Here is a 21792-nt window from a genome sequence, read left to right on the forward strand (position 1 = left end):
ACCGTATCCCTTATGGGGTAATTGTTATGTTATAACATTACAATTGAGGTTGTCATCTGTTTATCGAAAAATGCCCGATGAAGGGATTTGTCTGGACTGCGTGGTGTACATTGTACTCCACGTGTATAATATGCTCGTGACAAGGAGAGTCATACAATGAGTTGTGGAATCGCGTTTATTGAAACTTCTCTATTTACCCGGCAAATAAAACTGATAGCCACTGATGATGAACTCAAGGAGTTACAGAAAGAGCTTATCGGATCACCTGATAAAGGCGATTTGATTAAACAAACCGGCGGGCTGAGAAAAATAAGGATGGCAACAGCCGGCCAGGGGAAAAGTGGTTCTGTACGGGTTATCTATTTTATTGCCACAGTCGACGTCATTTATCTGGTCATGGCTTACCCAAAAAATGTTAAAGACAGTTTGAATGATACCGAAAAAGCCGAGTTGAAAAAGCTGACCAGAATACTGAAAGATGAGGTAAAAAATGAATTTTTTTGAAGAACTGAAAACCTCTCTGGAAGAGGCCGTAGAAATAAAAAAAGGTAACAAAGCACCATCTGCCGTTACCCGATACGATATTGCAGATGTTCGTACAATCAGAGCACAGCTTAACGTTACTCAGGCTGAAATGGCGAAAGCATTAGGGACCAGCGTTGAAACCATTAAAAGCTGGGAGTCTAAACGACGGAACCCAACCGGGCTGGCAGCAAAGGTTTTAGCTGCTATTCAGGCAAATCCCGCCTTTTTTGATGAGCTGGCTGCACATTAGCCGGGCATGTTCCCCTGCTCCACATCTGTCATTCTTTATCGTTGTTACAGCCCGCATTAGCGGGCACGTTTAGCCAGTAAACCCCGCAGCAGCAGCGCCAGCGCTTCGGTACTCTGCGCCAGGCGGGCGCCACTATCTTCTCCTTCCGCGATCCAGAATGCGGCTTCGGCCAGGCTGCCGTAAATCAGCGAGGCCAGCGCCTGCGGATTCGCTTCGGCTATCACGCCCTGAGCAATCAGTTGGCCAATCAACCGCTGCATGGCGTCAACGCAGTGGCGCTGTGATTCCTGAGACGGCCCACCCAGCACGGAACGGGCATCGCGCAGGACAATACGCTGATACTCCGGCTCCAGCGCCATGGTCAGATAGGCATTGCACCGATGGGTGAACCCCTGCCAGCCGTCTTCTGCCGTGCTGGAAATCGTCTCCAGCCGCGCGTCCATTTCTGCATCGATCTGCTCAACCACCGCCGCGAGCAGTCCCTTTTTATCGCCGAAATGATGATAAAGCGCCCCCCGGGTCAGCCCCGCCTGTCCGGTCAGATCGTCCATCACCGTATCAGCATAGCCGACCTCGCTAAAAACCTTTCGCGCCGCTGATATCAGCGCAGCACGGGTTTCTTCCATCTCTGCGCGCGTACGTCGCACCATCATCCTCTCCTTCAGCTAACGAGTTTTGATTGTTTACATACGTGGCGTATGAATATATGATTTTTCATACGCCACGTATGTATTATGTCTGCAGCCGTTTTTCGTGGCAAGCGGATGCATTATGGAGAAGGAAATGATCGCCACTTATCGTGAGTTATTTGCTGCACCGGGCACACGGGCTTTTACCCTCGCCGGAATACTAGCAAGGCTTCCGCTGCCGATGACGGGTATTGGTATCATCGTCATGCTATCGCGGTCCGGTGGCAGCTACGCACTTGCCGGGGCCGTATCTGCAACTTTTGTTTTGACCTATGCGTTGATTTCACCGCAGATTTCCCGTCTGGCGGACCGTTACGGCCAGCGCCGGGTGCTGCCTGCTGCCACGGCAGTCAGTTCGCTGGGTTTTTTAACGCTCTCAGTGAGCAGCCTGTGGCAGGATACGGCATGGCTGATGTTCGCTGGCGCAATGCTCACCGGATTTATGCCTGCGGTCTCGGCGATGATCCGCACCCGCTGGACGGCTCTCTATCGTGGGCGACCTCTGCTTCAGACGGCCTATTCACTGGAAACGGTACTGGATGAACTCTCTTTTATCGCGGGCCCGCCGCTGGCGGTGGCGCTGGGAGTGATTGTGCAGCCCCAGGCCGCTTTGCTTGTGGCTATGTTGCTGCTGATCGTCGGCATAGCCGCGCTGCTTGCCCAGCGAGTAACCGAGCCGCCGCGAATCTCACCGGATATCAACGGCGGCAGCCAGGCTCTTATCCATCTCCCGACGGTGCGCTTACTGGCCATTTTAATGATGGCGATGGGCGTTATCGTTGGCACCATCGATATCGTCAGCGTGGCTTTTGCCACCGAACAGGGGCAGCCCGCACTGGCCAGCCTGGTTCTGTCTGCGTATGCGTTGGGATCGTGTTTTGCCGGGCTGCTGTTTGGCACGCTCAAGCTGCGGGCCACCCTGAATCAACAGCTGGTGTTCGGGGGGCTGGGGACCGCTTTAGCCACTCTGCCGCTGATAATGGCAGGTAGCATCCTTTCCCTGACCGCGGCGGTTCTGCTCTCCGGTCTGTTTTTCGCCCCAACGATGATCGTCGCGATGTCACTGGTTGAGCGAACCGTACCCGAACATCGTGTAACCGAAGGGATGGCCTGGCTGCTTGCCGGGTTGAATATCGGCGTCGCACTCGGCGCGGCAGTGGCGGGACAGGTACTCAATCATGGCACGCCTTCACAAGGGTTTAGCGTAGCGGTGGGTGCCGCAGGGGTGATTCTCACCGTCGTTTTTTATGGCTTCCGCCGCCCGGAGCCTGCCGTCACCGGTGAATAATTACGATCGGGTTAACGACGAAATCGACTGATTTTAATAAGGAAAAAAATGAGCGCTGAACTAAATACCTCTGCGGCAGCCCCGGAAAACAGTTTATGGATGGCGGTGATTTGCGTTGGCCTGGCAACGTTTGCCGTGGTTACCACAGAAATGCTGCCCGTGGGGCTGCTGACGACAATGGCAGAATCCTTAAACACCTCTAACGGAAAAGCCGGGATGGCTATTTCACTGCCCGCTCTGCTTGCCGCCCTGTTTGCACCGTTTGTCGTTATTGCATCCGGTGGAACAGACAGACGCATTATTTTACGCTGGCTATTGCTGCTGTTGGCGATTGCCAATATCGCATCGGCGCTGGCGTCCGGTATCATTTCGCTGCTGGCTGCACGTACCCTGGTGGGATTTTGTATGGGAGGGATCTGGGCGATTGCCGGGGGATTATCTTCGCGTCTGGTTACCGCACAATCCGTCGGCCTGGCAACGGCCATTGTGTTCGGCGGTGTGGCCGCAGCCTCTGTGCTTGGCGTTCCGCTTGGCGCATTCATCGGGGATTATGTCGGATGGCGTTGGGCATTTGGCGGCATGGCGCTGTTTAGTGTTTTAGTTCTGACCCTGCACTGGATCTTTATTCCGGCGTTGCCGGTAACGCATTCCGTTTCGTTCCGCCAGTTTGTACAACTGCTGCAAAACCCCCGGGTACGGGCCGGTCTGGTACTGACTCTGCTGCTGGTGGCCGGGCATTTTATGGCTTTTACCTTTGTTCGCCCGCTGCTGCTGGATATGGCGCTGTTTGAGGTGAAGTGGATCGGTATTCTGCTGCTTGTTTATGGTATCACCGGCGTGGTGGGGAACTTCCTGACCGGGATCGTCACCACAAGGCGCCCCGCATTGACCCTGTTAGCAATTTCGCTGGGCTTAATGTTCACTCCGCTGCTTTTTTTGAGCATCGGACACTATCACACCGGTAGCGGAGCCGCGCTGATACTCTGGGGCCTGGCCTACGGCGGAGTATCGGTTGGTTTGATGAGCTGGATGATGAAAGCCGCGCCGCGAGCAATCGAAATCGCCACGTCGCTGTATGTTGGGGTGTTTAACATCGGTATTGCGGGCGGTTCCTGGTTCGGTGGGCAGATCGTCGACCGGTTTGGTCTGGTGCCCAACCTCTGGGTGACAGCCGCGATACTGACGGCTGCGGCGCTGCTGTCACTTTACCTGTTGCTTCACGAGCGGAGAAACCCCCCTGTCACTCTGAAGCTCTAGCTATAACGCTTTGCCCCAAACACACAAAGGATCACCGCCGTGGCGCAGGCAACCATGCTCCAGGCGATGGATTCATGGAGCAACACGGCGGCCAGCAGCAGGCCAAAAAACGGCTGCAACAGCTGAAGCTGACTGACGCCAGCAATGCCGCCAAGCGCCAGGCCGCGATACCAGAACAGAAAGCCAATCAGCATACTGAACAGCGAAACGTAGCCCAGGCTTAACCAGCCTGGCTGGCTGACGGCGCTCAAGCTGTGCGGCAGGCTGAACAGCGCGATAATCGCCATCAGCGGCAGAGAGAGCAGCAGTGCCCAGCTGATCACCTGCCAGCCCCCCAGCCGACGCGATAAACCCGCGCCTTCCGCATAGCCCAGACCGCAGACGATGACCGAAGCGATCATCAGCAGGTCGCCGCTTAGCGATCCGCCCTGCCCGTTGGCGATAGCGAATCCGGCCACGATGGCGGCACCGAGCAGTGAAAACAGCCAGAAAGCCCTCCGGGGGCGTTCTCCGCCGCGCAGTACGCCAAACAGTGCCGTGGAGAGCGGCAGCAGCCCGATAAACACCACGGAGTGGCCGGCGCTGATATGGCGCAGGGCCAGCGCGGTCAGCAGGGGGAACCCTACCACCACGCCAAAAGCGACAATAAGCAGCGGCAGGATATCCGAGCGCGCCGGGCAGCGCTGGCGTAGCAGCAACAGCAGTGCCCCGCCTAGCAGCGCGGCAATGGTGGCCCTCGCCGATGTCAGGAACAGGGGCGAAAAATCATTTACCGCCACGCGTGTGGCCGGGAGCGAACCGCTGAAAATCATTACGCCTGCCAGCCCACTCCACCATCCTGCCGTTGTCCGTTCCATAGTTCCTCGTTTCTGTTTTGCCTCACATTTTCAACGATAATAGGCAACGTCAGGAATGTTTCGAAGATACAATGCAGTACAATTTTACCAAACTGTATGGATAAAATTGACCATACAGCTGTGATTGCCGCGAGGAAAACTGCGATGACCCGTACTGAAATGCTGATAGCCGACATTCGCAGCCAGATTATCGGCGGCGCACTCTCCGCAGGAGAACGTCTGCCGTCAGTGCGCGGCTATGCCACTAAGATGCAGGTATCGCCGTCGACCGTCGTTGAAGCCTATGAACGACTGGCGGCGACGGGAATGATCCGTGCACGCCGGGGGGCCGGATTCTTTGTGACCGGGTCGCATCAGCCGCCGCTGAATCTGGTAGAAAAGAGTGTCGATTATCAGCGCGACGTTGATCCGTTCTGGGTGTCTCGCCAGGCGCTGGATGCCGATCGCGATGTGCTGAAACCCGGCTGTGGCTGGCTTCCTGCCGACTGGATGCCAGTGGAGGCCTTGCGGAAAGCCATGCGGCAACTGGCCCGTTCGGATGCCAGCCTGCTATGTGATTACGGTACGACACGCGGTGCGACGGCGCTGCGGCGTCTGCTGCTGGCGCGCTTTGCCAGCGAAGGGCTGACGATGCCCTTGGAGCAGATTATGCTGACCGGCTCCGGAACCCAGGCGCTGGATTTAATCTGTCGCTTCCTGCTGCGGCCCGGTGACACGGTTCTGGTCGACGATCCCTGCTATTTCAATTTTCAGGCCCTGCTCCGTGCACATCAGGTCACTATCGTGGGCGTTCCCTTTACGCCGACCGGCCCTGACGTGGCCGTATTTGAGTCGGTTCTCAGCCAGTCACGCCCCAGGCTGTATATCACCAACTCGGCGTTACATAACCCGACAGGCGCGAGTCTCTCCCCGCAAACGGCCTGGCGCTTGCTTAACGCGGCCCGCGAGCACGATCTGATTATCGTTGAAGATGATATCTTCGCCGAGTTTGAACCTGAACTGTCATCACGGCTGGCGATCCCCGACGGCCTGGAGCGGGTGATTCGCATGGGCAGTTTTTCCAAAACGCTTTCGGCTTCGGTTCGCTGTGGCTATATCGCCTGTCGTCCTGAATGGATCGAGGGGCTGACCGATCTGCAAATTGCCACCAGCTTCGGTGGCCCAAGCCCGATGACCACTCAACTGCTGGCTGCTGTGCTTTCCGGCGGGAGCTACCGTAAACATCTTGATGAGGTTGTCCGCAGGCTGTCAAAAGCGCGTAAAGACGCGGTCGAGCGTCTGGCCGCGCTCGGCATAACGCCGTGGCTGGTGCCGCGCGGTGGGTTTTATCTGTGGTGTCGTCTGCCTGCGGGATTAGATTCAACGGAAATTGCCCGCCGCTGCCGACTGCACAACGTGGTGCTGGCACCGGGTAATGTCTTCAGCGTGTCGCAGTCGGCGGGGGAATTTTTACGTTTTAACGTCGCGCATCTGAGCGATGAGCGCGTGTATAGCGTGCTGAAGGAGGTCATGGCTGCGTGCCCGGCAGGGGGCTAGCACCCCTGTCGGGCAGTAAATAATGCATGCTGATGTTTAACACTGCCTCGCCGGGCCGCGTGTTCAGCTGGCGGTCTCATTGACTTCACGAATGAGATACCGCCAGCACTGACGCTTAACCGGTTAATGCAGGCTTTCTTCCTTCAAATCAATCGCCCTCAGCGCCTGCTGGAAGGTTGTGTCGGTGATGTTCCGTGCACGCTTGAGCCGGAACAGCTCGGCGCGCTGGGCCACGATCGCCTCGCGCTGCATCTCTTTCTCAATCCGTGCACGCATTTTCAGCTCCTGGCCCACATCGTTTCGATCGTCGCTGTCGTTATAGTGCAGGCGACGCTGGTAGGTTTCCAGCAGCAGGTTTCCGGCATCTGCCCGCATCGCTTCTTCTTCCGGATCGTCAACGGGCTGGCTGAGCAGTTCGTTCAGGCGGGCAATCGCCGCTTCGGTCAGCGCCGCGCCTATTGCCCCCTTGCCTGAATCATGCGGTAAGTCATCGGCCAGGTAAGAAGTCATGATCGGCAGGCCGATTGCCGCAACGATTAGCGACAGGAGGATCACCGACATGGAAAGGAAAATCAGCAGATCCCGTCCCGGGAACGGTGAGCCATCGGTGAGCACCACCGGCAGCGTCAGGATACCGGCAAGGGTAATTGAACCTTTCACCCCGGCCAGCGCCATCACCGCCATCGCGCTGAACTGTGGGCGGCTGGTGACCACTTTGCCCTTACGCTTCTGGCGAAACACCGTCAGCGTAATGGACAGCCATACCCAGCAGAAGCGCATGGCACCCAGCGCCAGGGTAATCACTACCGCATACAGCAGCAGATACCAGGGGGAGGAGACGCCCGCCTGGCTGGCAACGTCCGGCAGCGTTTGCAACATGCGGGGAAGCTGCTCACCGAGCATCAGGAAGATCATCCCGTTCAGAATGGTCTGTAACATGTTCCATACCGCGCTGCTTTTCATGCGTGTGGCAGGCAGACGCGGACCGGAGAGCTGCTCGTAGTGCATGGCAATCCCGGCGGCAACCGCGGCCAGAATGCCCGACACGTGGAAGCTTTCAGCCAGAATGTAGGCGGCAAACGGGATGAGAATACTGATCAGGATCTGTATTGCCGGTTCTTCACGGGTGCGTTTGATCAGGAAGTTATTGCACTTGCCGGTGGCCCAGACCACCACCAGCCCACTGAGGATGCCGCCGATGGCCATCACGGCAAAACGCGTAACGGCATCGCTGGCTGAAAAACTGCCGGTCAGTACGGCGGCGACGGCAAAGTTAAACGCCACCAGTCCCGAAGCATCATTGAGCAGCGATTCGCCCTCAAGGATATGCCCCATTCGGGAGGGCAGCGGCGAGCTGGCGGTCATCGCCGATACGGCGACCGGGTCCGTCGGTGACAGAATCGCCGCCAGCGCAAACCCGGCCGCTACGGTAATTGCCGGGATCAGCCAGTGAATAAACAAACCGATACCGATAATAGTAAACAGCACCAGCCCGATGGCCAGCGACAGAATAGGTTTTAAATCGCTGAAAAAGGCATCCTTCGGGATGCGCCAGCCGTCAAGAAACAGCAGAGGAGGAATAAACAGCAGCAGAAAAATGTGGGGATCAAAATCGACCTGAAAACCGCTGGCTGCCAGCGCCGCACCGGCCGCAATCTGGATCAGCGGCAGCGGGATTTTGGCGGAAAGCAGGTGAGAGATAAACACAGTAACAACAATGGCCATCATAAAAACTAATACAATGGTGATCAGTGACATTCGTAGCCTCCCCTTTTAGTAAAAATGGCGTCACGCATACAGACCATCTCCCTGGTTGAAATAAACAACAAAAAATGACTGATATTCACGGAACAACGGTTCTCTCGTCATTGAATGAAGCGTCATTTTGGCTATCAGCCCGGAGGGATGATACAGGAAATATCCGATGCGAAAATGATGCATTCATGGCGCGCCGTGCGAGCGCTGCTCACGTGGTCAAAATACCCCCACTTTTGAAGGCGGTGATTTTTAACATCAGATGCGATAGTCAACCTATTAAGATTTTAACTGCGCATCGTTATCAGATATTTATCTTTCACAGTTTCCCCCCGCGCTGTTAATAATCGTAATAACTTAATTGTCTGGCGGTGGAACTCATGACTGAACGTATTCGTTTAGCAAAAGCGGAAGAGGCAGAATTACTCCACGGATTATTGCAGCGCGCCTACGCGCCGCTTATTCCCCAGGGTATTCATTTCACCATTACCCGCTCCAGCGTGGAAGATGTTCGCGCGGTGATCGCCAGCGAATCAACCTTCGTGCTGGAAAATGAGGGGCGTCTGGTTGCCACGCTGACCGTCCGCTTTCCCTGGGCTGCCGACAGCAGGCAGATATCTCCGTGGCCCTTCCTGCACTGGTTTGCCGTCGATCCGGAGTTCAAAGGCCAGGGCTTCGGCAGCCGGATTATCCGTTACGTTGAGGAAAGCTTCCTGCGCGATACGCTGAAATCCCCGGCGGTTTACCTGGCGACGGCAATTAAACATCCGTGGCTGTCGCAGCTCTATTTACGCCGTGGCTATCAGCCGTTTCATCGTGCGGTCAATCCGCTGGGCGTAGAGCTGGTTTATTTAACCCGCGTGCTCGATCAGCAGCGCTATCAGCAGGCGAAAATTAAAGAGTACGTACACGATTTTATTGAAAACTCACTGACTGCTTAGTCGTCTTTATTACCTTTCTGGGAAAACTATGCGCTTAAATAATAAAGTGGCCATGATGGCTACGGTATCGCTGTTGGCTTTATCCGTCTCATCGGCATTTGCCGCCGCTGAACCCCGCGCGGGCGGCACCCTGACGTGGGGGGTTGAAACCGAACCTAAACCGTTAAATCCTCAACTGAATGGTCAGTCAAAAGCCGAGCTGATCCTGCGCGTAGCCTATGAATCACTGCTGGCACGTAATGCCGACGGCAGCTTCGTTCCGTGGCTCGCGGAAAGTTACCGCGTGGAGCAGGACGGCAAGCGCATTATTTTCACCCTGCGCCCGGATGTAAAATTCTCCGACGGGGCTAAATTGAATGCTGAAGCGGTGGCAGAAAACTTCCGCCATATCCAGGACCCGTCCTACTGCGCGGGTTCCAGTCTTTGCGCGTTAAGCCGCCATATTGACAGCATCGAGACCCCGGATGAACGTACCGTGGTACTGAATCTCAAGGCGGGTTACTCACCGTTCCTCGCCTTTGCCGCCGGTCTGAAACTGATTTCACCGAAATCCTGGCAGTCGCCGGATCTGAAAGCGGGCGGCGCTTCCGTGGCCGGAACCGGGCCGTTTATCCTGCAGCGTTATGAAAAAGGCCAGCAGATTGTCTTTGTGAAGAACCCGGAATACAACTGGGCACCGGCCAACGCCGCCCATCAGGGACCGGCGTATCTGGATGGCGTGACCTATCGCTTCCTGCCGGAATCCTCAGTGCGCGTGGGAGCGCTGCTCTCCGGCCAGGTTGATGCGATTGAAGGCGTTTCCGGTAACGATGCCGGTGAGTTTAAAAACAATCCGGACTTCACCTATCAGCACGCGCTAAATACCGGTACGCCGTACTCGCTGTTCCTCAACGTGGAATACGGCCCGACGCAAGAACTCAAAGTGCGCCAGGCATTGTTACAGGGGCTGGACGTGGCGCCGATCCTGCAATCCATCTATCGCGGCGAACGCACCCGCGCCTGGGGCATTACCTCCCCGGTCGATCCGCTGTACACCAACGGTGTCGAGGGCAAATACGGTAATAACCCGGAGCTGGGCAATAAACTGCTGGATGAAGCGGGCTGGAACACGCGTGATGCCGACGGTTTCCGCACTAAGGACGGCCAGCGCCTGAGTATTGAAATCATTCAGGCGCAGGCGACGGTGCGCGATCAGCGCGATGTGCTGCTCCAGGCCATTCAGGCGCAGGCCCGCCAGCGTCTGGGCGTGGAGCTGAAGCTGCGCTACGTGGACTCCGGCACGTATACGGAACTGCGCAACAGCGGCCAGTTTGGTTCCATCGCCAACTCGAATACCGAAACCGACGGCATTGACATTGAAAACCACTATCTGCCGGTGAATGCAGGCGGTGCTATCAACTACAGCCGCACGTCCGATCCGGCGATCCTGCCGCTGCTGAAAGGCGCTTCCGCGACCGCTGATGTTCCGGCTCGCCGTGGCTTCTACGCGCAGTTACAGCAGCTGGCGATTATCGACCGGGCCGTGGCGATCCCGCTGTACGAGCCGGAAGATCAGATTGCCGCCGCCAGCTACGTCCACGGTATTGGCTTCCGTCCATTTAAACAGATGCCGGAAAACGCCTATAGCGTCTGGCTGAGCGAACATTAACAGGTGAGCCATGAGTAGCGAAACCACCCCCCTGATTAAAAGCGTCGGGCAACCACGACCGAAGTCGTCATCATCGCTGACCTGGCGTATTGCCGGGCGTATCGGCGGCGGCGTGATGGTGCTGTGGGCAGCCGTCAGCCTGTCGTTCATTGCCGTCTGGCTGGCCCCGGGTGATATCGTCAGCCTGCTGGTCGGTGAACAGGTGCGTACCCCGGCAATTGAGGCGGCTATCCGCGCTGAATGGGGGCTGGATCGCCCGCTGTGGCAGCAGTATCTCAGCTATCTGTGGCGCATCATGCACGGTGATTTTGGTCGCTCCTACATGCTGAACGTGGACGTGGGCCAGCTGGTCACCTCGCAACTGCTGCCCACGCTGAAGCTGGCCGGTGCGGCGCTGCTGGTCAGTGTGGTGTTTGCGGTACTGGTTGCCGTTCTGACCGCGCACCGCCGCTGGGGACGCAGCGTTGCCAACGGACTGGAGCTGCTGCTGGCTTCCACTCCCTCTTTCTGGCTGGGGATTGTGCTGCTGTTTATCTTCAGCTTTACGCTGCGCTGGTTTCCGGTGGCCGGCGACCGCAATTTTGCCGCGCTGGTACTGCCCTCTCTGTCGCTGGGGCTGGCTCAGGGTGCGGTGGTGTCGCAGGTGCTGCGGCGCGGGCTGGAAGATGCACTGGACCAGCCCTTCTCCCTGACGCTGCGCGCCTGGGGGATTCACGGGGTGATCGTGCGCCTGCGCCATGCGCTACGGCATGCCGCACTGCCGGCGGTGACGCTGACCGGCTGGTTGGTGGGTGGCCTGTTGAGCGGCGCGGTGATCACCGAGCAGGTATTCAGCCGCCCGGGGCTCGGCAAGGTGACCGTTGATGCGGTGCTGGCAAAGGATATGCCGGTGGTGCTGGCCGTGGCGATCCTCTCGGCGTTGGTTTATGTGGTGATGAGCACGCTGGTCGATATTCTCGGCCTGCTGATCGATCCGCGCCTGCGCAGCCAGGCAGATAAGGAGTAAGCGATGTCTACGATGTTGATAATCCTCCGCCAGCCGCGACGCATTCCCTTTGCTCTGCTGCTGTCCTTTATTTTTCTTGCCGTGCTGGCGCTGGCCGCCGCGTTCCCCGCCTGGCTGGCTCCGGGCGATCCGCTGCTGGCCGATCCGTTAAACGCCATGCAGCCGCCGTCCTGGCAGCACTGGCTGGGGACCGATCAGCTGGGTCGCGATCTGCTTAGTCGGGTAATTTACGGCAGCCGCTACTCTCTGCTGATTTCGGTGGCGGCTATCGGTCTGGCCCTGGTTGTCGGCACCGCGCTGGGGCTGCTGGCCGGGCTGGCGCGCGGCGTGGTGGATGAAGTGATTGGCCGCACGGTGGATGTGATCTCCGCTTTCCCCGACCTGCTGCTGGCTCTGATGCTGATCGCCTTCACCGGTCCCGGAACCACGAATCTGATTATCGCGCTGGGCGTGGCGTCTGTTCCCCGCTTTGCCCGTGTGGTGCGTGCGCAGACCTTTCTGATTGCCCGCTCCGGCTACGTTGAACAGGCACGTACATTCGGCCAGCCCTGGCCGGTGCTGGTGTGGCGGCACGTGCTGCCACACGCCATTGCTCAGGTTCCGGCGCTGGCAACCCTCGGTCTCGGTACGGCGATTATTGGTACGGCGGGATTAAGTTTCCTTGGTATGGGCCCACAGCCGCCGACGGCGGAATGGGGACTGATGCTGGCCGAGGGGCGTAACTATCTGCGTAACGCCTGGTGGACCGGCGTCTGGCCCGGTGTGGCGATAACCCTGACGGTGGTGGCGGTGAGTATCGTTGGCCGCCACTGGCAGGCTCGATTTGAAGGAAAACAGCGATGACCGCGATTGTCGATATTCAAAATCTCTCGATTCGTTTTGGCGCTCAGACGGTGGTTGACGGGCTTGACCTCAGCATTTACCCGGGTGAGTCGGTGGCGCTGGTTGGCGAGTCGGGGTCGGGTAAAACCGTTACCGCCCGCGCGCTGCTGGGGCTTCAGGCGAAGGGCGCATCGATCGAGGCCGATCGTTTCACGATTCAGGGGCAGCCCGCGCTGGGAAACCGCGAGCGCGACTGGCGTCAGGTGCGCGGCCGGGAGATTGGCTATGTTCTGCAGGATGCGCTGGTCTCGCTGGACCCGCTGCGAACGGTGGGTCAACAGCTGGCCGACGCGCTGAAGGCCAGCGGCCGGGTTTCCCCCCGCGATATTCCGGCTCACAGCCTGCAGCTGCTGCATGAAGCGGGCATGGCCGATGCACAACAGCGGCTGGCGGTCTACCCGCATCAACTTTCCGGCGGGCTGCGCCAGCGTGTACTGATCGCCTGCGCGCTGGCCGGGCAGCCCGCGCTGCTGATTGCCGATGAGCCGACCACCGCGCTGGATATGACGGTACAAAAACAGATCCTGACGCTGCTCCGGCGGCGGCGGGAAAACGGCCAGGCGCTGCTGCTGATTAGTCACGATCTGGCGGTGGTGGCCGAGCTGGCCGATCGCGTGCTGGTGATGCGTGACGGTAAGGTGGTGGAAAGCGGTGAAACCCGGCAGGTGTTAACCGCGCCACAGCATCCGTGGACCCGCCGACTGCTGCGCGCCATTCCAACGCCGCAGACGCGCGGCTTCCGACTCGCCAGTGAACGCTCGCAGGCGCTGCCTCCCCGCCCGGCGGTCAGCGGTGAACCGCTGGTCAACGTCAGCAACGTACATAAATACTACGGCGATCGCCACGTGGTGAATAACGTCTCTTTCCAGCTGCGCGCCGGTGAAACATTAGGCGTGGTGGGCGAATCCGGCTCGGGCAAAAGCTCGCTGGCGCGGCTGTTGCTCGGACTGAGTGAGCCGCAGCGCGGTAGCATTGATATTGCCGGTGAGCGCTGGAGCCAACAGCCGGAAACGCTGCGCCGCAGCCGCCGCGCAGGGCTTCAGCTGATCGCGCAGGACCCACTCAGCTCCTTCGACCCGCGTTACAACGTTGAACGGCTGATTGGCGAGAGTCTGGATACCGCCGGAATCGTCGGCGCGGCACGTCGTCAGCGCGTGCTACAGCTGCTGGATGAGGTCAGCCTCAGCCATAAATTACTGCATCGCTATCCGCGTGAACTGTCCGGCGGGCAGCGTCAGCGCGTGGCGATTGCCCGTGCCTTTGCGCCGAACCCTGCGCTACTGGTGGCCGATGAGCCGGTCAGCGCGCTGGATGTCTCGGTGCAGGCGCAGATCCTCGATCTGCTGGCCGATATGCAAACTGAACATCGTACCGCCCTGCTGTTTATTTCCCACGATCTGGGGGTGATTCACCATCTTGCCGACCGGGTGCTGGTGATGAAAGAAGGGCGGATTGTCGAAAGCGGGGATGTGGAGCAGGTATTTAAGCACCCTGTTCATCCCTGGACGCAACAGCTACTTGATGCGCTGCCGGCGATGCCCGGCCGCGCTGCCTGAGATAAAGGAGCACTATCATGAGTCAGACCCAATCCCAGCTGCGTCTGGGTGCGATTATTCAGGGGCCTTCCGGCAATATGTCCGCGTGGCGTCACCCTGAAGCGCAGAGCGATGCCAGTATTAACGTTGAATTTGTGCAGAAGCTGGCAAAACAGGCGGAGCAGGCAAAATTCGATTTCCTGTTTGTTGCCGACGGCCTGTACATCAACGCCCAGTCGATACCGCATTTCCTCAACCGCTTCGAGCCGATCACCCTGCTCTCCGCACTGGCGCTGGTGACGAATAAAATCGGACTGGTTGCCACGTTATCCACCTCCTACAGCGAGCCGTTTACCGTGGCGCGGCAGTTTGCCAGCCTCGATCAGCTGAGCGGCGGTCGGGTGGGCTGGAACGTGGTGACTTCACCGCTGGAAGGCTCGGCGAAGAACTTTTCCCGCGATCGTCATCCTGAACACGACGAGCGCTATCGCATTGCCAGCGAGTACCTGCAGGTGGCGAAGGGGCTGTGGGATTCATGGGAGGCCGATGCCTTTGTTCGCAACAAGCAGACGGGGGAATTCTTTGACGCCAGCAAACTGCACACCCTGAACCACAAGGGCCATTACTTCTCCGTGCAGGGGCCGCTTAACGTTGGGCGTTCGCCGCAGGGCCGACCGGTGATCTTCCAGGCCGGGGCGTCGGATGCCGGTAAGGCTTTTGCCGCCGAAACGGCCGATGGCATCTACACCCGCCAGGAAACGCCGGAACTGGCGCGGGCGTTCCGTGAAGACGTGCGCCGCCAGCTGGTGGCACGCGGCCGCAGCGCCGATGATATTCGCGTGTTCCAGGGGATCAGCGTGATTATCGGCGAGGATGAGGCGCAGGCTGAGGAACGCTACCAGCAAACCGCCCAGCTGGTGACGGTGGAAAAAGCGCTGGAGTATCTGGGCCGCTACTTCGAACACTACGATTTCAGCCAGCATCCGCTGGATGAACCGTTCCCGGATATTGGCGATCTCGGCCAGAACAGTTTCCGCAGTACCACCGACACCATCAAGCGCGATGCCCGCGAGCGTGGCCTGACCCTGCGTCAGACGGCGCTGGAGGCGGCAACGCCAAGGCCGGGCTTCTTCGGCACGGCGGAACAGGTTGCCGACGGGCTGGAGCACTGGTTCCGTTCCGGTGCAGCGGATGGCTTTATCGTACGCGGCGGTACACCGACCGCTTTTGATGATTTTGTTGAACAGGTGATTCCGATCCTGCAGCAGCGCGGACTGTATCGCACCGAGTACGAGGGCAACACGCTGCGTGAAAACCTTGGTCTGAGCGAGCCGGAAAATCAGTTTGCTGTGCAGGAGCAGCAGGCGCTGAGCGCCTGATCTGACGCCTTCTTCCCCGTTGCCCGGCAGATCGCTTTTGCCGGGCAAGAGAGGTAAGCATTCACACTGGAATACAGTAATCGTCTGTATCAAGGCTGCTGCCCTTATGCGACAGCCCGGTGCAGTGAAATTCAGCCGCTGCGAAAGTTGGCCAACGGTCATTCCGTCAGGTGCTGGCAGGCGGGGGAGTCAACATCGTTGCAGTAAATCCAATTGTTTTCCCTGGGGAATGTCGCCCGGGGAGGACGTACTGCACCTCGTCACACTTCCCGTCGCCCACCATTCAGCGAGGTTAAAAGAGCGTCATATTGATCAAAATAGTTACAACATACAATATGCGCATCAAATCAATCAGCACATATCTGTAACTACAAAGCCTAAATCACGATCGGCAAAACATGTACCAGCTCAGCAGAAATTAAAGGGCTGAAACTGGCGCAGTTCCTTAAACGCCAACTGGTTATGACTCAACATGGCACCGCTGCCGGTGAATCCAGTCCGCCACACCTGGCAGCACTCCCGGGGCATAGGCTTTCTGTCCGAGCATCAAAAAAGCCCCCTGCTTCCACCAGGGCCACTGCGACGTCAGCTGATAATCGAACAGTGCACTCCGCAGCAATCCATGAGTTGCCCCGCTCACCTGCCGCAGGCATCTCGGCGTTTTCGCCGGCAGCGATTCTTTCCACCGTTCGACGGACTCATCGGAATCAACATTTCGGTCCGCTTCACCCATCAAAAGCAGAACTGGCGTGGTCATCTGGCGGATATCCTCACGGGCATCCGCCAGTGCATTCCGTCGCTCAAAATCCTGCCGGTTACAGTGAGAAAGGCAGGGACGCTCCACTGCCTGGCGTGAATACTGTTTATCGAAAGCTTCTGTTTCATCGGCCAGCGCTTTTGCTATTTCACCGTCAGGCACGCCTTCCGACAGCAGCCTTTGCCGCATAAAATAAAAGCCCTGGCTACGCCAGTTAATCGCGGCCCCAATCAGCACGGCAAAATCCGCGCGGCTCTGACGACTGGCGCGCGGAACAACCCAGCCAGCCTGGGAAAATCCCAGAAAACCCACGGGACTATTTTGCAATTCGGGAAGCGCTTTCAACTTTTCCAGCGCCCGCGTGGCTTCATCGGCACGGTCGGCCATGGTTTGCGCCAGCCAGTTACCGCTGCTGCTACCTACGCCAGGTTTATCCCAGGAGAAAACCGCGATCCCCTGCGAGAGCAGATAATTCACCAGCGGCAGATAGCCCCCGGCCGACCAGCGATCCTGCGCACCATCCCCATGAACCAGCAGAACCACCGGCGGTGAAGATATGCCATCCGGCAACAGCAGCGTTCCATCCAGTCGGTCTGCGCCCTGGTTGAAAACAACATGGCGCTGCCGGGCAGAATCGGGCAGTTCAAATGCCTGAAGCCTGCTCAGTACCGCTATTGTCATCACCATTAGCAATGCGATGACCGGGAGAACAATTCTCAACATCCATTTTCCGCGAGACATATCATCCTTTCATATCCATGCCGACCGAATACTTTTCAAGTCGTTCCGTAGCCAGCGATGAGCTTCCCGACTGCGGGTTTCCTAATAAACTGGATATAACACTAGCAGGATCGTTCACGATCCTCAAAATGTATGGTCAGTGCCGGTGTCTTTAACGGGTGGATGACCGCAAACCCGCCTCGGCTACAATCTCCACCAGAAAATCCGCCACTGCCCTGACCCGTGCCGATGCGGTCAGCTCGGTATGTGTCACCAGCCACAGGTCTTCACTAAAGACGCGATCGGCAGGGATCGCTATTCTCAATTCACTCTCCTGCGCAGCAATAAAACCTGGCAATACGGCCAGGCCCAGGCCAGCTTTTACCGCAGCAAGCTGTGCCACCAGACTGGTCGTGACCAGTACGGAAGGCGCATTCGGGTAATTTTCAGCTAACCATCTCGCCGAGGGAAGGTGCCCGTAGGCCGGCTCCCAGGTGATAACCCCCCTCCCCTGCAGCGGAAAATCGTCAGTGGCCGGATGCCTTTCGAGATACGTTTTCGAACCGTATACCGCCGAATCAATGCGGCCCACTTTCCGAATTTTCAGCGACTGCTGCTCCGGCCGCACCAGGCGGAGTGCGATATCAGCATCGTGCCGGGACATCGAGACGGTATTTATCCCGGTTATCACTTCCAGCACGATATCGGGATATCTTTCATTGAATCGCGTCAGCGCAGGAATAATCAGATAGCTGGCCAGCGTCATTGCCGTTGCCAGCCTGACCTTTCCCGCCGGGCGCATATCCGTGCCGGAGATATGACTCTCCAGCGCCAGAATTTTGCCTTCCACCTCTTCGGCATAGTGCAGCACGTCCTGACCCGCATCCGTTAAGAAGTAGCCGGTCTGATGATGAACAAACAGATGGGTTTTCAGGCTGCCTTCCAGCGCACTAATTCTTCTTGCTACGGTTGACTGACTGACCCTCAGCGCGGCGGCCGTTTTCGTCAAACTTTGCGTACGCGCGACGGTAAGAAAGAAGCGCAAATCGTTCCAGTCCACAGTAAACTCCCCGTTACCGTTTTCTATTAATAGAAAATGATTGTCCTGTTTTGTCTGTTTTTTCCCAAATCCTCCATAACTATACTGCCTGAAATGATACGTAACCTAATGATTTAAAGATAAAGAGGGTTTTTATATGGCACAGGAAAATAACCTAAGCACACCAAATTTGACTGCCACTGAAGTGGTCAAACGCTATTTCGCTGCATTTGCCAGAGGCAATATCGCGGACGCTATCGCCCTGCTGGATGAGAATGTTGTCTGGCATATCGACGGCGATCCGAGCGTTTCTACCACCGGTCTGCTGTGCGGGCAGAAAGAGGTCAAAAACTGGCTGGAGCGCTTTCCTGAAAACTTCAAGCCAAAGGTCTTTGCCATAAATGAACTTATTGAACACAACGCCAGCGTGCTGGCTATCGGTCGCTTTCGCCATACTGTGTTAAGCCGCGGTAATACCATCGGTAGCGATATGATTATTCATTTCACCGTCGAACATTCGAAAATTACCCGCTATCAGATATATGAAGATTCGGCTCTGCTGCAGCGCGCTTTTGATGCCGACGACAGCTGGCAGAATCAGCAGGTCAGAATTAACGGCACTCTCTATCGCTACCGCGACTGCGGTGAAGGCCCTACCCTGCTTTTTGCCCACGGGCTGCTGGTCGATCGCGATGTCTTTGCGGCACAGGTCCGCGTACTCAGCCAGACCCATCGCTGCATTGTGCTGGATATGCCCGGCCACGGGCAGAGCGGCTACCGCCCCGATGGCTGGACGCTGGATGATATCAGCAGCGACCTGGCATTAATGATCCGTGAGCTGTCGTTAGGCAAAGTGACCTTTGTGGGACAGAGCCAGGGCGGGATGGTGGGAATACGGCTGGCAGCGCGGAAGCCGGAGTGCGTATCGGGACTGGTTTTGATCGGCACCAGCGCCAGGGCTGAGTTCCCGGAACGGCTCGATAGCTGGAAAGCGCAGCGCGAGGTGATACTCAACGGCAGCGATGAGTCGCGTGAATCGCTGTTCAGGGATATTCAGCACCGGCTTAACGGAGATCGCTGGCTTGCAGATCGCCCGGATGAAGCCCTGCGTGAACGTACCGTGATGCTGAGCCATAACCGAACCGGACTGGCACTTGCGCTCGATGCCGCCGTATTCACCCGAGGCGATATCCGAGCGCTGCTGCCGATGATTACCGTGCCCACACTGATTATCAGCGGTGAAAGCGATCGGGCTACTCCACCTGAATTAAGCCATGAGATGGCGCAAGCGATACCCGGCTCAACGCTGCGACTGTTACCCGAAACGGGGCACCATCCCACGCTTGAGTCAGCTGAAGCGGTGACCGATGCTATTGCCGCATTTTTATCTCAGCACCAGCAGGAATGATCCTAACGGCCGGTTGCGGTACATCATGTACCGCGACCTCTGAGTATGAATAACACAAAGTAAATATTTAAAAAAAGGTAATCATAAAAAATCCATATTATCGTTATTTTAAGAGGCACAGAATTAATAAAACATAATTAATTACGCCTCAACATCATTCTTTACATGATTGCCATCCTGCATCCTATACTTACCGACATGCCGCTGCTAAAATTCGCCCATTTTTAATAACTAACGAAAAGTGAGGCCTGAAGCATGTCCTGGAAATATCTATTAAGGCGCATTGCATTCAGTCCCTATGACTATAAAGCCACTCATATTAATCCGGAAAAAGTCAGTCTGGTCGTTATTCATATTCCAGATCAAATCGGAGATGCGATGTCAATTTTTCCGGTGATACGTTCGCTGGAAAGGCAAAAAGTCGACCATCTTATTATTGTGGCATCCACGCTGAACAAAACGGTCTTCGACGATCTGATTTTAGCTTCGACCAGACTCACCGTTATTGAGATGACCTTTCAGGATAACGCAGGCCTGGCGGAAGTGAAGGCGGTGGCGCTGGAGATACGTAAAGAGTTTGGCACACCCGATCTCTGCATTGAAGCGATGCGTAAAAACAATTTTAAAACAATGTGTTTCATAAAAAACCTGAAGGCTAAAACTAACTTTCAGGTGGTGGGATTATCCCTGAAATGCTTTTCGCCAGCATGCAAAATCCCGTCCAGAATGGATCAGGTTTTTCGCGCACCGGTGCCGTTAACATGGTCAATTATGATGCGCGAAGCCGGATTTCCGCTGGTGCGGCCCCGATTCGAATTTCCTCTGGGTGAGGATGTGCAAAATGAAGTGCGGGAAGATCTCGATTATACGGGAAAATATGTTGCACTCAATTTTGAAGGCAGCGTTGATGAACGGACTTTTTCAGCGGCAATGATTAAAAAAATAATAATATTAATCAGGCAGCAGCTAAAAATTCCGGTGGTAATTGTCCACAGTCCTAAAGGAATGAATACCGCCATTGAATTAGAACAGATGTGCGATCATGTTTATCGCCTGAACCTGGCACCATCCATAAAACGCTCCGCTGCGGTGATTAAAGACGCGTTTATCGTCATCACGCCGGACACGTCGATATTACATATTGCCAGCGCGTTTAATATACCGACCCTTGCCATTTACGCCAATTACAAAACGCGCTGGCCGGCCATGCAGGATATCTCAGAAACGATCGTCGTTGGAAATCACATTAACGATCTCAATCTCGATGAGTTCTCTATGGCCTTACGAAGCCTGCAGACGCGTCTTGACCTGCCTCATGAAGATCGGGAAGTGCCTGCAGGCCATGCTGTGAACGAATAATATTGATAAATTCTCGCAGGGCCGGATGAACGTATCGCCTGCTGCTGTAGTAAATATGAAAAGGCTCGCCATAAGATGAGTGTGCGGGCATGACATTCACCAGCACACCCGCAGCAAGCTCGTCACTCACGCGCGATTCCAGCACATAGGCCAGGCCTGTCCCGGCTTTGGCTGCCGAAATTGTGGTTTCCGTATCCTTGATGGTGATATGGCCCGGAACATTGATACTGATGCCGCCTTCAGGTGAATCAAATTCCCAGCGATAACGCGCGTTATTCCCCAGTAATAGCTGGATGCAGCGATGTTTTACCAGCTCTGCCGGTGATGCGGGCACGCCGTACTGCTTAACGTACTGCGGTGAACCGACCACGATCCAGCGCTGCGCACCGGTCAGCGGCACGGCGACCATATCCTCCGGCACCAGATGACCGTAGCGCATACCGGCGTCAAAACCTTCGGCGGTGATATCAACCGGTCTGTCCTCCACCACAATGCTGAGCCTGACCTGCGGGAAGCGCTCGGAGAATATCGGTAAGGCAGGAGCAACCAGCAGCCTTGCCGCATCGGCAAAAACGTTAACGCGCAGGGCACCGAAGCTGTTACGTCCGGGCGCATCCAGCGTTTCAATTGCGGCAGAAATGGTGTCGAATCCCTCACCCAGTTTTTCAGCGAGCTGCTGGCCTAACGCCGTTGATGATACCGCCCGGCTGGTGCGGTTAAGCAGGCGGGCATCAAGGCGCGCTTCCAGCCGCCGTATTGCATGGCTGACCGCCGACGAGGTCAAACCCAGCTCAATCGCCGCCAGCTTAAAGCTGCGGCAGCGCAGCACGGTCAGAAAAACCTGAAGGTCTGCGAAATCAATGCGTTCCATAGTAATAATGAACTCTATTAACTGCTTGAATGAACCCTATTCATCTTTTACCACGAGAGATCCCGGCGGGTAAACGCTAAGCTCCTTCAC

At 56.7% G+C, this 21792-nt stretch carries 19 protein-coding genes; 13 read left to right on the forward strand and 6 right to left on the reverse strand.

Annotated features, from left to right (window positions below):
* The first annotated feature begins 156 nt into the window (after positions 1-156).
* Together JOE09_RS20585 and nadS are read left to right on the forward strand one after the other, a co-directional pair.
* Positions 157-504 carry a type II toxin-antitoxin system RelE/ParE family toxin gene (locus JOE09_RS20585; protein WP_205067083.1) on the forward strand — a complete coding sequence of 116 codons (348 nt, stop codon included), beginning with the start codon at positions 157-159 and terminating at the stop codon, positions 502-504.
* Positions 491-775, forward strand: coding sequence for a NadS family protein (gene nadS / locus JOE09_RS20590; protein ID WP_205067084.1), 285 nt, complete (start codon positions 491-493; stop codon positions 773-775). Before JOE09_RS20585 ends, nadS begins: the two co-directional genes overlap by 14 nt.
* Before the next feature lie 56 nt (positions 776-831).
* Here nadS and JOE09_RS20595 read toward each other — a convergent pair whose 3' ends face one another.
* Entirely contained in the window at positions 832-1425 is a 594-nt protein-coding gene (locus tag JOE09_RS20595) for a TetR/AcrR family transcriptional regulator (protein ID WP_205067149.1), read from the reverse strand.
* Positions 1426-1558: 133 nt separating this feature from the next.
* On the opposite strand from JOE09_RS20595, the gene JOE09_RS20600 reads away from it, so the two are divergent.
* Both JOE09_RS20600 and JOE09_RS20605 read left to right on the forward strand, forming a co-directional pair.
* Positions 1559-2752 (forward strand): MFS transporter, encoded by a 1194-nt coding sequence (locus JOE09_RS20600; protein WP_205067085.1) that lies wholly within the window; start codon positions 1559-1561, stop codon positions 2750-2752.
* Positions 2753-2800: 48 nt separating this feature from the next.
* Positions 2801-4009, forward strand: coding sequence for an MFS transporter (locus JOE09_RS20605; protein WP_205067086.1), 1209 nt, complete (start codon positions 2801-2803; stop codon positions 4007-4009).
* Here JOE09_RS20605 and JOE09_RS20610 read toward each other — a convergent pair.
* Positions 4006-4866: a DMT family transporter gene (locus JOE09_RS20610; protein ID WP_205067087.1), complete on the reverse strand. Its 861-nt coding sequence runs from the start codon at positions 4864-4866 to the stop codon at positions 4006-4008. The genes JOE09_RS20605 and JOE09_RS20610 overlap by 4 nt on opposite strands.
* A 144-nt stretch (positions 4867-5010) precedes the next feature.
* Here JOE09_RS20610 and JOE09_RS20615 point away from each other — a divergent pair, with 144 nt between their 5' ends.
* Positions 5011-6402, forward strand: coding sequence for an aminotransferase-like domain-containing protein (locus JOE09_RS20615; RefSeq protein WP_205067088.1), 1392 nt, complete (start codon positions 5011-5013; stop codon positions 6400-6402).
* Positions 6403-6525: 123 nt separating this feature from the next.
* On the opposite strand, the gene JOE09_RS20620 is transcribed toward JOE09_RS20615, so the two are convergent.
* Positions 6526-8160, reverse strand: a complete 1635-nt coding sequence (locus JOE09_RS20620; protein ID WP_205067089.1) for a Na+/H+ antiporter — start codon at positions 8158-8160, stop codon at positions 6526-6528.
* Positions 8161-8537: 377 nt separating this feature from the next.
* Here JOE09_RS20620 and JOE09_RS20625 point away from each other — a divergent pair, with 377 nt between their 5' ends.
* The 6 genes from JOE09_RS20625 to JOE09_RS20650 are packed head-to-tail and all read left to right on the forward strand — an operon-like array spanning position 8538 to position 15548.
* The gene (locus JOE09_RS20625; protein WP_205067090.1) at positions 8538-9098 is read left to right on the forward strand and encodes a GNAT family N-acetyltransferase; all 561 of its coding nucleotides are present in this window, start codon (positions 8538-8540) and stop codon (positions 9096-9098) included.
* Positions 9099-9150: 52 nt separating this feature from the next.
* A complete protein-coding gene (locus tag JOE09_RS20630; RefSeq protein ID WP_420830687.1) occupies positions 9151-10746 on the forward strand; it encodes an ABC transporter substrate-binding protein in 1596 nt (531 codons plus the stop codon).
* A gap of 10 nt (positions 10747-10756) precedes the next feature.
* Positions 10757-11752, forward strand: a complete 996-nt coding sequence (locus JOE09_RS20635) for an ABC transporter permease (protein ID WP_205067092.1) — start codon at positions 10757-10759, stop codon at positions 11750-11752.
* Positions 11753-11764: 12 nt separating this feature from the next.
* A complete protein-coding gene (locus JOE09_RS20640; RefSeq protein WP_420830688.1) occupies positions 11765-12595 on the forward strand; it encodes an ABC transporter permease in 831 nt (276 codons plus the stop codon).
* Positions 12592-14190, forward strand: coding sequence for a dipeptide ABC transporter ATP-binding protein (locus tag JOE09_RS20645; RefSeq protein ID WP_205067094.1), 1599 nt, complete (start codon positions 12592-12594; stop codon positions 14188-14190). The genes JOE09_RS20640 and JOE09_RS20645 overlap by 4 nt, the downstream gene beginning before the upstream one ends.
* A 17-nt stretch (positions 14191-14207) precedes the next feature.
* Positions 14208-15548 (forward strand): LLM class flavin-dependent oxidoreductase, encoded by a 1341-nt coding sequence (locus tag JOE09_RS20650; RefSeq protein ID WP_205067095.1) that lies wholly within the window; start codon positions 14208-14210, stop codon positions 15546-15548.
* 460 nt (positions 15549-16008) lie between these two features.
* Here JOE09_RS20650 and JOE09_RS20655 read toward each other — a convergent pair whose 3' ends face one another.
* Positions 16009-17028: an alpha/beta hydrolase family protein gene (locus tag JOE09_RS20655; RefSeq protein WP_205067096.1), complete on the reverse strand. Its 1020-nt coding sequence runs from the start codon at positions 17026-17028 to the stop codon at positions 16009-16011.
* Between the two features lie 169 nt (positions 17029-17197).
* Positions 17198-18085 carry a LysR substrate-binding domain-containing protein gene (locus JOE09_RS20660; protein WP_205067097.1) on the reverse strand — a complete coding sequence of 296 codons (888 nt, stop codon included), beginning with the start codon at positions 18083-18085 and terminating at the stop codon, positions 17198-17200.
* Positions 18086-18221: 136 nt separating this feature from the next.
* On the opposite strand from JOE09_RS20660, the gene JOE09_RS20665 reads away from it, so the two are divergent.
* Positions 18222-19472 (forward strand): alpha/beta fold hydrolase, encoded by a 1251-nt coding sequence (locus tag JOE09_RS20665; protein WP_205067098.1) that lies wholly within the window; start codon positions 18222-18224, stop codon positions 19470-19472.
* A 255-nt stretch (positions 19473-19727) separates the two neighbouring features.
* A complete protein-coding gene (locus JOE09_RS20670) occupies positions 19728-20831 on the forward strand; it encodes a glycosyltransferase family 9 protein (protein WP_205067099.1) in 1104 nt (367 codons plus the stop codon).
* Here JOE09_RS20670 and JOE09_RS20675 read toward each other — a convergent pair.
* On the reverse strand, positions 20746-21702 hold the full coding sequence (locus JOE09_RS20675; RefSeq protein ID WP_205067100.1) for a LysR family transcriptional regulator: 957 nt from the start codon (positions 21700-21702) through the stop codon (positions 20746-20748). The genes JOE09_RS20670 and JOE09_RS20675 overlap by 86 nt on opposite strands.
* Positions 21703-21792 lie beyond the last annotated feature (90 nt).

This window comes from Pantoea coffeiphila (assembly GCF_016909495.1).
Lineage (GTDB): Bacteria > Pseudomonadota > Gammaproteobacteria > Enterobacterales > Enterobacteriaceae > Erwinia > Erwinia coffeiphila.